The following is a 9,957-nucleotide window of genomic DNA, read 5'->3' on the forward strand; positions in this document are numbered from 1 at the left end:
CCTCGTGCGTATCGAGATCTGGGCCGACGTCGTGTGTCCGTGGTGCTACATCGGCAAGCGCCGGCTGGAGCGGGCGCTCGCCTCGTTCGAGCACCGCGACGAGGTCGAGGTGGTCTACCGCTCCTACGAGCTGGACCCGTTCGCCCCCGACGTCGGCACCGAGACGACGGTGCAGGTGCTGGGCCGCAAGTTCGGCGCCGACGAGGCGGCCACCCGGGAGATGATGGCGCGGGCCGACGAGGTCGCCGCCGCGGAGGGCCTGCACTTCTCCCATGCCGACGCTCTCCACGCCCGCACCCTGACCGCCCACCGCCTGCTCCACCTGGCCCTGGCGGAGGGGCGGCAGCAGGCGCTGCTCGAGGAGCTGCTGGCGGCGTACTTCACCCGCGGCGAGTCCCTGGGCGACCACGACGTGCTGCGCCGCGCGGCCGCCGCGGCCGGGCTCGACGCCGACCGGGTCGAGGGCGTGCTCGGCAGTGACGAGTTCCGCGACGAGGTGATGGCCGACGTCGCGCAGGCGCGGGCGTACGGCTCCAGCGGGGTGCCGTTCTTCGTCCTCGACGGCCGCTTCGGCATCTCCGGCGCCCAGCCCACCGAGCTGTTCGAGCAGGCGCTGGCGCAGGCCTGGGAGTCGCGCGAGTCTGCCTGAGCCTGCGCGCCCGAGCACGCGGCCTGGGCGGGAGGCCCTAGACAAGCAACAGCACCACCGTCTCGGCCACGCAGGCCGGCTTCTCCTCGCCCTCGATCTCGACGGTGTGGCGCACCGTGAGCTGCTTGCCGCTGGCGATGTCGACGACCTCGCCGAGAGTGACGTGCAGCCGGATCCGCTTGCCGACCAGCAGGGGCGTGGGGAAGCGGACCTTGTTGACGCCGTAGTTGAGCTTGGCGCCCGGGGTGCGCAGCGTGAACACCTGGCTGCCGAGCCACGGCACCAGGGAGAGCGTGAGGTAGCCGTGGGCGATGGTGCCCCCGAAGGGCCCGTCCTTGGCGCGCTCGAGGTCGACGTGGATCCACTGATGATCGCCGGTCGCGTCGGCGAACTGGTTGACCCGGCGCTGGTCGACGGTGACCCAGTCGCTGGTCCCGAGATCGGTGCCCGCCGCCTCGGTCAGCTCCTCGAACGTCGTGAAAACCCGCATGTCTGGCTCCTTCGCACGCTCCTCGAATCCCTGACGGCCAGCCTAGTGCGCCGCTGTGACCCAGGTCATGTCGAAGCAAGTGAGGCCAGGCTAAGCAAACAGGCGTACATTGGCCGCTTGTGCTCGCCAACTTCCTGATCGGACTGCGTGAGGGCCTCGAGGCCGCGCTGGTCGTCAGCATCCTGGTGGCCTATCTCGTGAAGTCGGGACGCCGGGAGCTCCTCCCGCGGATCTGGGCGGGCGTCGCGCTCGCCGTGACCGTGGCACTCGCGTTCGGCGCGGCGTTGACCTTCGGTCCGCGCGGGCTGACCTTCGAGGCGCAGGAGGCGATCGGCGGCACCCTCTCCCTGGTCGCCGTGGCGTTCGTGACCTGGATGATCTTCTGGATGTCCGCCGCGGCGCGCGGCCTCGGTGCCGAGCTGCGCGGCCAGATCGACCGCGCTGCCGAGGGCGGCCGCTGGTCGCTGGCCGTCGTCGCGATGCTCGCCGTCGGTCGCGAGGGTCTGGAGACGGCGCTCTTCCTCTGGGCCGCGACCCAGGCCGGCACCCGTGAGACCGCCGGTGCGGTCACGCCGACCTGGGAGCCGCTGCTCGGGGCCCTGCTCGGCATCCTGGTGGCCGTCGCGCTCGGCTACCTCATCTACCGCGGCGCGATCCGGCTCAACCTGAGCGTGTTCTTCACCTGGACCGGCGCCTTCCTGATCGTGGTCGCCGGCGGCGTCCTCGCCTACGGCATCCACGACCTGCAGGAGGCCGGCATCCTGCCGGGCCTGCACAACCTGGCCTTCGATGTCTCCGACCTCGTACCGCCGTCCTCCTGGTACGGCACCCTGCTCAAGGGCGTCTTCAACTTCTCGCCCGCCACGACGAAGCTCGAGGCGGCCGCCTGGCTGCTGTACGTCGTCCCGGTCGGCGCGCTCTTCCTCTTCCGTACCCGCATCTTCCGGCCCGCCCTCCAGACTCAGGAGCACTGATCCATGCGCAAGACCCTGCTCGCCTCCGTGGCCGCCCTGGCCGTCGTGCCCGCACTCGCCGCCTGCACCGAGAACGCGTCCGGCGACCGCGACGAGAAGGGCGGGAACGCCCGCGCGCTCACGGTCAGCTCGAGTGGGGACGCCTGTGAGCTGTCCACCAGCGAGGCCCCGGCCGGGACGCTGACCTTCGAGGTGACCAACACCGGCTCGGACGTCACCGAGTTCTACCTGCTCGGCGGCGACGGCCTGCGCATCGTCGGCGAGGTCGAGAACATCGGCCCGAACCTGACCAAGAAGCTCACCGTCAACGCCCCCGAGGGCGAGTACTTCACCGCCTGCAAGCCGGGCATGGTCGGCGAGGGCATCCGGGCGGCGTTCACCGTGACCCACACCGAGGACGCGCAGGAGGTGAGCGCCTCGGACCAGGAGCTCATCGACCAGGCACAGGACAACTACCGTGCCTACGTGCAGGACCAGTCCGCCCAGCTGCTGGTGAGGACCCGTGACTTCGTCGAGTTCTACAAGTCCGGTAACGCCGACGACCAGGCGCGCCAGCTCTACCCGGTCGCCCGCGAGCACTGGGAGCGGATCGAGACCGTGGCGGAGTCGTTCGGCGATCTCGACCCCAAGACCGATGCCCGCGAGGCCGACGTCGACTTCGCGGCCGGCGAGGAATGGACCGGCTGGCACCGGATCGAGAAGGACCTGTGGCCCCAGGACGCGAAGGGCTACACGGCCCTGACCGAGCAGGAGCGCGCGACGTACGCCGACGACCTGCTCGTCAACACCGAGGAGCTCGACCAGCGGATCCAGGCCACCGGCGCCGACGCGCTGACCTACTCGATCACCGACATCGCCAACGGCTCCATCGGCCTGCTCGAGGAGGTCGCCAACGGCAAGATCACCGGCGAGGAGGAGGCCTGGTCGCACACCGACCTGTGGGACTTCCAGGCCAACGTCGACGGTGCCCGGGTCGCCTACGAGGGCGTCCAGGGCCTGCTGGAGACCAAGGACGCCGCGCTGGCCGAGGAGCTGACGGGCAAGTTCGCCGCCCTGCAGACGCTGCTCGACGAGTACCGCGACGGCGAGGGCTTCGTCCTCTACACCGCGCTGACCAAGGACGACACCAAGAAGATGACCGACGCGGTCAACGCGCTGTCCGAGCCGCTCTCGAAGCTCACCGCGGCGGTGGCCTCCTGAGCGGGAGCTCCCGCGTCAGCAGGCGCGGTCTCCTCGGTGGCGGCCTCAGCGTGGGCGCGGCCGCAGGGGTGGCCGGTGCCTTCGCGGCCGGTCGGCTCTCCGCGCCCGACACCGTCAAGAGCGGCGCCCCCGTGGCGTCGTACCCCTTCCACGGGGCGCGTCAGTCGGGGATCGTCACGCCCGCCCAGGACCGGCTGCACTTCGTGGCGCTCGACGTCACGACCGACGACCGCGACCAGCTCGTCGCCCTGCTGAAGGCCTGGACGGACGCCGCCGCGCGGATGACGACCGGCCGCTCGGCCGGCCCGGTCGGCGCCGTCGACGGCGCGGGCAATGCGCCACCGGACGACACCGGCGAGGCGCTGGACCTGCCGCCCAGCAGGCTCACCATCACCTTCGGCTTCGGGCCCGGGCTCTTCACCGACGCCGACGGCAACGACAGGTTCGGGATCGCCGAGCGGCGCCCGGACGCGCTCGAGCGGCTGCCGCGCTTCTCCGGCGACGTCCTCGAACCCGCCCGCAGCGACGGCGACCTCTGCATCCAGGCCTGCGCCGACGATCCGCAGGTCGCGGTGCACGCGATCCGCAACCTCGTCCGCATCGGGTTCGGTACGACGACCGTGCGCTGGTCCCAGCTCGGCTTCGGCCGGACGTCGACGACCTCCACGAGCCAGTCCACGCCGCGCAACCTGTTCGGGTTCAAGGACGGGACCGCCAACGTCAAGGCCGAGGAGGCCGCGGCGCTCGACACCCACGTGTGGGTGGGGGCCGACGACGACCCGAGGGCGGCCTGGCTCGCCGGCGGCTCCTACCTGGTCACCCGGCGGATCAACATGACGATCGAGGTCTGGGACCGGCAGTCGCTGGAGGCTCAGGAGCAGTTCGTGGGGCGCACCAAGGGCACCGGGGCGCCGCTGTCGGGTGGCGAGGAGTTCACCGACCCGGACTTCGCGATGGCAGGCAGCGCGGGCCCGATCATCCCGGTCGACGCCCACGTCCGGGTGGTGCATCCCGAGGTCAACGAGGGCGTGCGGATCCTGCGTCGCGGCTACAACTTCGTCGACGGCAGCAACGACGTCGGCGGCCTCGACGCCGGCCTGTTCTTCATCGCCTACCTCCGCGATCCGCGCACCCACTTCATCCCGCTGCAACGGGCGATGTCGTCCTCCGACGCCCTCATGGAGTACCTCCGGTTCACCGGTCAGGCGCTGTTCGCCGTCCCGCCCGGGACCGGTGAGGGCGAGTACGTCGGCCAGGCGCTCTTCGAGGCCTGAGCCCGACCGCGCGGCCCCCGCGTGCGGGGGGCGGACATGCCTGCGGAGCCTGGCGCGTGGGAGTAGGCTGGCAACGCCCGCACAGCGCCGTGCGCCCGACTCGATTCCGCACATCCTGCGAAGGACCCCGCTGTGACTGCCACGACCGCACGCCCCGTCGTCCTCATCGCCGAAGAGCTGAGCCCCGCCACCGTGGAGGCGCTCGGCCCGGACTTCGAGATCCGGCACTGCAACGGCGCGGACCGCGCCGAGCTGCTGCCCGCCATCGCCGACGTCGACGCGATCCTGGTCCGCTCCGCGACCAGGGTCGACGCGGAGGCGCTCGCCGTCGCCAGGCGGCTCAAGGTCGTGGCGCGCGCAGGCGTGGGCCTCGACAACGTCGACGTGAAGGCGGCGACCCAGTCCGGCGTCATGGTCGTCAACGCGCCGACGTCCAACATCATCTCGGCCGCCGAGCTCGCGGTCGCGCTGATGCTCGCGGCCGCCCGCCACGTCTCGCCCGCCCACGCTGCGCTGCGGGACGGGGAGTGGAAGCGGTCGAAGTACACCGGCATCGAGCTGTTCGAGAAGACCGTCGGCATCGTCGGCCTGGGCCGGATCGGCGTCCTCGTCGCCCAGCGGCTCGCGGCCTTCGGCATGAACGTCATCGCCTACGACCCCTACGTCCAGGCCGGCCGCGCGGCCCAGGTCGGTGTCCGTCTCGTCGACCTCGACACGCTGATGGCCGAGTCGGACTTCATGTCGGTCCACCTGCCCAAGACCGCCGAGACCGTCGGCCTCATCGACGCCGACGCGCTCGCCGGAGCCAAGCCCTCGCTGGTGCTCGTCAACGCCGCGCGTGGCGGCATCGTCGACGAGGACGCCCTCTACGACGCCCTCAAGACCGGCCGGATCGCGGCGGCCGGCCTCGACGTGTTCGCGAAGGAGCCCTGCACCGACAGCCCGCTCTTCGAGCTCGAGAACGTCGTCGCCACGCCGCACCTCGGCGCCTCGACGGACGAGGCCCAGGAGAAGGCCGGCATCGCCGTCGCCAAGTCGGTCCGGCTCGCCCTCTCCGGCGAGCTGGTGCCCGACGCCGTCAACGTCCAGGGCGGCGTGATCGCCGAGGACGTGCGCCCCGGCATCCCGCTCACCGAGAAGCTCGGCCAGATCTTCACCGCGGTCGCCGGCGAGGTCGCCCAGCAGCTCGACGTCGAGGTCAGCGGCGAGATCGCCGACCACGACGTCAAGGTGCTCGAGCTCGCGGCCCTCAAGGGCGTCTTCGGCAGCGTCGTCGAGGATCAGGTCTCCTACGTCAACGCCCCGCTGCTGGCGGCCGAGCGCGGCATCGCCGTACGCCTGGTCCTCGACGGCGAGAGCGGTGACCACCGCAACCTGATCACGCTGCGCGGCACGCTCGCCGACGGCACCCAGGTGTCGGTGAGCGGCACCCTGGTCGGCATCGCGCAGAAGGAGCGGCTGGTCGAGGTCAACGGCTATGTCGTCGACATCGAGCCCACCGAGCACCTCGCGTTCTTCACGTACGTCGACCGGCCCGGGATGGTCGGCACCGTCGGCCAGATCCTGGGGGAGGCGGCCGTCAACATCGCCGGGATGCAGGTCTCCCGCGAGACGAAGGGCGGCGAGGCTCTCGTCGCGCTGTCCGTCGACTCCGCCATCCCCGCCGACGCCCTCGCCCAGATCGAGTCGGCCATCGAGGCGACGTCGATCCGCGCGGTCGACCTGGTCTGAGTTGACTTGCCCCGAACTCGCCGTTGAGTTGCCGGATCCTCGCTGTTGAGTTGCCGCCATCTCATGGTCGAGTTGGCGGCAACTCAAGGGAGACTTCGGGGCAACTCAACGGCGAGGTAGGGGCAACTCAACGGGGGTCAGGCGACGAGGACCGGCTCGGTGCCTGATGGCGGCGTCGGCAGGCCGACCCGGCCCGAGGTGACGACCGCCCAGGCGTCCGCGATCCGGCGTACCGCCTCGACGAGCTGCGGAGCGGCGATCGCGTAGGGCAGCCGGAGGTAGCGGTCGAGCCCGCCCGCGGGAGCGAAGGACGGGCCGGGAGCGAGGAGTACGCCGTGGCGCTCGGCCTCGGTGGACAGGGCCGTCGCCCCGGCCCGGGGAAGGTGGCACCACAGGACCATCCCCCCGCCGGGCATCCGGAACTCCCAGTCCGGGAGGTGCTCGGCCAGCGCGTCGGTCATCGCGTCGCGCTGCTCGCGCAGCCGGGCCCGCTGGCCGCGGACGACCGCGTCGAGGTCGCCGGTCAGTAGCCGGGTGAGCACCAGCTGCTCCAGGACGGGGACGCCGAGGTCGAGGCCGACGCGCGCCCGGGTGAGCCGGTCGACGAGGGCGTGCGGAGCCCGGATCCAGCCCAGTCGCAGGCCGCCCCAGATGCTCTTGCTGGCGCTGCCGACGCAGATCGACTCCGGCGCGTGGGCGGCGAACGGGGTACCGGCCCCGGCGTCGCCGTCGAGCGGCAGCAGGTAGTGCGCCTCGTCGACGACGGCGACGGCGTCGGTCCCGGCCAGGAGGCCGGCGTACCGCTCCCGATCCGCCTCGCCCATCACCAGGCCGGTCGGGTTGTGGAAGTCGGGCATCGCGGAGACCAGTCGCGGCCGGTGCCGCGCCAGGGTGGCGGCGACGGCGTCGAGATCCCACCCGTACGGGTCGAGCGCGATGGTGGCGATCCGGCCGCCTCCCGCCCGCAGCGCCTGCACGGCGTTGGGATAGGTCGGGGACTCCACCAGCACCCGGTCCCGCGGGCCCGCCAGCGCGCTGCCGACCACGGCCGTCGCCGCGAGCGCGCCGGGCGTGACGATGATCTGCTCGGGTGCGGTGGGCAGCCCGCGCGCGTCGTACGTCGCGGCGATGGCGGCCTGCAGGTCGGGCATTCCCGCGGGGAAGTAGCCGTGCCCGCCGAGGTGGGCGGGCAGGTCGGCCGCCGCCTCGGCGTAGACCGCGGCGATGCCCGGGGGAGCCGTGGCGGCCGCGCAGACGAGGTCGATCACGCCGTTGCCGACGTCGCTGGGCCACAGCGCCCGGTCGAGCGCCCGGATCCGGCCGCCGGGCAGGCGGGTGAAGGTCCCGGCGCCCTGGCGCGCCTCGGCGTAGGCGGAGTCGCGCAGCACCGCGTACGCGCGGGTGACGGTGGTGCGTGAGACGCCGAGCGCCTCGGTCAGGTCGCGCTCGCTCGGCAGCCGGGTGCCGTAGCCGATCCGGCCGTCGCCGATCAGCTCGCGCAGCGCGTCGGCGAGGCCGGCGTAGGCGGGGGAGCGGTCGAACCCCTCGACCAGGACGGCGAGCCGGGCGGCCGACAGCGACGTGGTCTGGTCCATGCAGACCATTGGATCACGATTGGCTATTTCTCGACAGTCCAATCTCGGTCATCCTGGAGCCATGTCCCTCGCCGCCCCTGCCTCGCGGGTCACCGTCCAGCTCGCCGATCTCGGGCCGGTCGCCCAGCTCCGCGCCGGCCGTCTGCCCCGTCGCCTCGTCCAGCTGTACGTCGGCCTGTGGCTCTACGGCGTCAGCCTGGCCCTGATGGTGCTCGGCGACATCGGCCTCGCGCCGTGGGACGTGCTGCACTCCGGCTTCATCCGGCACGTGCCGATCACGCTCGGGCAGGCCGTCGTGCTGTTCAGCTTCGCGGTGCTGATCCTGTGGATCCCGCTGCGCGAGAAGCCCGGTCTCGGCACCATCTCCAACGCGATCGTGGTCGGCGTCGCGGCCGACGCCACGCTCTCGATGTTCGACGCGCCCGACCACATCGCCGCCCGGATCGCGCTGACGGCCGGCGGCATCCTGCTCTGCGGCCTCGCCACCGCCCTCTACATCGGCGCCCAGCTCGGACGTGGCCCGCGCGACGGCCTGATGACCGGCCTCGCGCGTCGTACCGGACTCTCGATCCGGCTGGTCCGCACCGGGATCGAGGTCACTGTCGTCGTGATCGGCGTGCTCCTCGGCGGCACCCTGGGCCTCGGCACGGTCGTCTACGCCCTCACCATCGGCCCCGTCGCGCAGTGGATGATGCCGTGGTTCATCGTGGCCCTGCCGTCGTCGCAGGTCGGTGGGATCCCTGGTCCGGACCCTGAATTGCCCCACTGACCCTGCATGAGGCGGGGGTTCGCTGGATAGGCTCGGGGCCATGACCACCGACGGTTCCCCGGCTGCCGCGCCCGAGCCCACCCCGCTCGCCCCTCCCGAGCCCGCGATCACGCTGACCGCACCGGAGGCTCCCGCCCCGGTCGTGGAGACGCAGGCGCCCAAGATGGCACCGCAGGTCGAGGCGACCATGGTGCCCGAGCTCGACGCCAAGGTCGACAACTTCCTGACCTCGCTGACGTCCACGAAGGCGGGCAGCCCGGAGTTCGCCAAGCAGGCCGAGAACGTCCGCACCATGGGCGACGCCGACATCCGCAAGGCGGCCGAGACGTCCAACCGGATGCTCGACAAGCCGGTCACCGCGCTCAAGTCGGGGGGCATCGCCCAGGGCTCGACCGTCGGCAAGACGCTGCTCGAGCTGCGTCGTACGGTCGAGGACCTCGACCCGGGCCAGGCGACCGGCGTGAAGAAGTGGTGGGACAAGCTGCCCTTCAACGACAAGATCGAGGACTACTTCCGCAAGTACCAGTCCTCGCAGAGCCAGCTCAACGGCATCCTGCACTCGCTGCGCAGCGGCCAGGACGAGCTCACCCGCGACAACGTCGCGCTGAACCTGGAGAAGACCAACCTCTGGGGCGTGATGGGCCGCCTCAACCAGTACATCTACGTCGCGGAGAAGCTCGACGCGAAGCTGTCGGCCAAGATCGCCGAGCTGGAGCTGAGCGACCCCGAGACCGCCAAGACGCTGTCGCAGGACGTGCTCTTCTATGTCCGGCAGAAGCACCAGGACCTGCTCACCCAGCTCGCGGTGTCGATCCAGGCCTACCTGGCGATCGACATCATCATCAAGAACAACATCGAGCTGATCAAGGGCGTCGACCGGGCCACGACGACGACCATCTCCGCCCTGCGCACGGCGGTCATCGTCGCCCAGGCGCTGAGCAACCAGAAGCTGGTCCTCGACCAGATCACGGCGCTCAACACGACGACCTCGGCGATGATCCAGCGCACCTCGGAGATGCTCAAGGAGAACTCCGCGGCGATCCAGGAGCAGGCCGCGTCCTCGACCATCGGCATCGAGCAGCTGCAGGCGGCGTTCGCCAACATCTACGCCACCATGGACTCGATCGACGAGTTCAAGCTCAAGGCGCTCGACAACATGTCGACCACGATCGGCGTCCTCGAGAACGAGGTCCAGAAGTCGAAGGCCTATCTCGACCGGGTCCAGCAGCACGACGCGCGCAACGCCGCCGGCACGCTGGACATCGGCTGAGTCCC

Annotated in this window: 9 protein-coding genes; 7 read left to right on the plus strand and 2 right to left on the minus strand. The window is 71.3% G+C overall.

Annotation, left to right across the window (positions count from 1 at the left end):
• The first annotated feature begins 4 nt into the window (after positions 1–4).
• Positions 5–649 (plus strand): DsbA family oxidoreductase, encoded by a 645-nt coding sequence (locus RB608_RS01735; RefSeq protein WP_308086053.1) that lies wholly within the window; start codon positions 5–7, stop codon positions 647–649.
• A 37-nt stretch (positions 650–686) separates the two neighbouring features.
• Here RB608_RS01735 and RB608_RS01740 read toward each other — a convergent pair whose 3' ends face one another.
• A complete protein-coding gene (locus RB608_RS01740) occupies positions 687–1,139 on the minus strand; it encodes a MaoC family dehydratase (protein ID WP_308086054.1) in 453 nt (150 codons plus the stop codon).
• 119 nt (positions 1,140–1,258) lie between these two features.
• On the opposite strand from RB608_RS01740, the gene efeU reads away from it, so the two are divergent.
• From efeU to serA, 4 genes are all read left to right on the plus strand, one after another.
• On the plus strand, positions 1,259–2,113 hold the full coding sequence (gene efeU / locus RB608_RS01745) for an iron uptake transporter permease EfeU (RefSeq protein ID WP_308086055.1): 855 nt from the start codon (positions 1,259–1,261) through the stop codon (positions 2,111–2,113).
• Positions 2,114–2,116: 3 nt separating this feature from the next.
• On the plus strand, positions 2,117–3,313 hold the full coding sequence (efeO, locus tag RB608_RS01750) for an iron uptake system protein EfeO (RefSeq protein WP_308086056.1): 1,197 nt from the start codon (positions 2,117–2,119) through the stop codon (positions 3,311–3,313).
• Positions 3,310–4,587: an iron uptake transporter deferrochelatase/peroxidase subunit gene (gene efeB, locus RB608_RS01755; protein ID WP_308086246.1), complete on the plus strand. Its 1,278-nt coding sequence runs from the start codon at positions 3,310–3,312 to the stop codon at positions 4,585–4,587. The genes efeO and efeB overlap by 4 nt, the downstream gene beginning before the upstream one ends.
• A 132-nt stretch (positions 4,588–4,719) precedes the next feature.
• Positions 4,720–6,318 (plus strand): phosphoglycerate dehydrogenase, encoded by a 1,599-nt coding sequence (serA, locus tag RB608_RS01760; RefSeq protein WP_308086057.1) that lies wholly within the window; start codon positions 4,720–4,722, stop codon positions 6,316–6,318.
• 137 nt (positions 6,319–6,455) lie between these two features.
• Here serA and RB608_RS01765 read toward each other — a convergent pair whose 3' ends face one another.
• The gene (locus RB608_RS01765) at positions 6,456–7,913 is read right to left on the minus strand and encodes a PLP-dependent aminotransferase family protein (protein ID WP_308086058.1); all 1,458 of its coding nucleotides are present in this window, start codon (positions 7,911–7,913) and stop codon (positions 6,456–6,458) included.
• A gap of 61 nt (positions 7,914–7,974) precedes the next feature.
• Between RB608_RS01765 and RB608_RS01770 the strand changes: the two genes are divergently transcribed.
• Together RB608_RS01770 and RB608_RS01775 are read left to right on the plus strand one after the other, a co-directional pair.
• Positions 7,975–8,682, plus strand: coding sequence for a hypothetical protein (locus tag RB608_RS01770; RefSeq protein WP_308086059.1), 708 nt, complete (start codon positions 7,975–7,977; stop codon positions 8,680–8,682).
• Between the two features lie 40 nt (positions 8,683–8,722).
• Positions 8,723–9,952: a toxic anion resistance protein gene (locus tag RB608_RS01775; protein WP_308086060.1), complete on the plus strand. Its 1,230-nt coding sequence runs from the start codon at positions 8,723–8,725 to the stop codon at positions 9,950–9,952.
• Positions 9,953–9,957: the final 5 nt, after the last annotated feature.

Source organism: Nocardioides sp. LHD-245, from assembly GCF_030929495.1.
In the GTDB taxonomy this organism is placed as follows: Bacteria; Actinomycetota; Actinomycetes; order Propionibacteriales; family Nocardioidaceae; genus Nocardioides.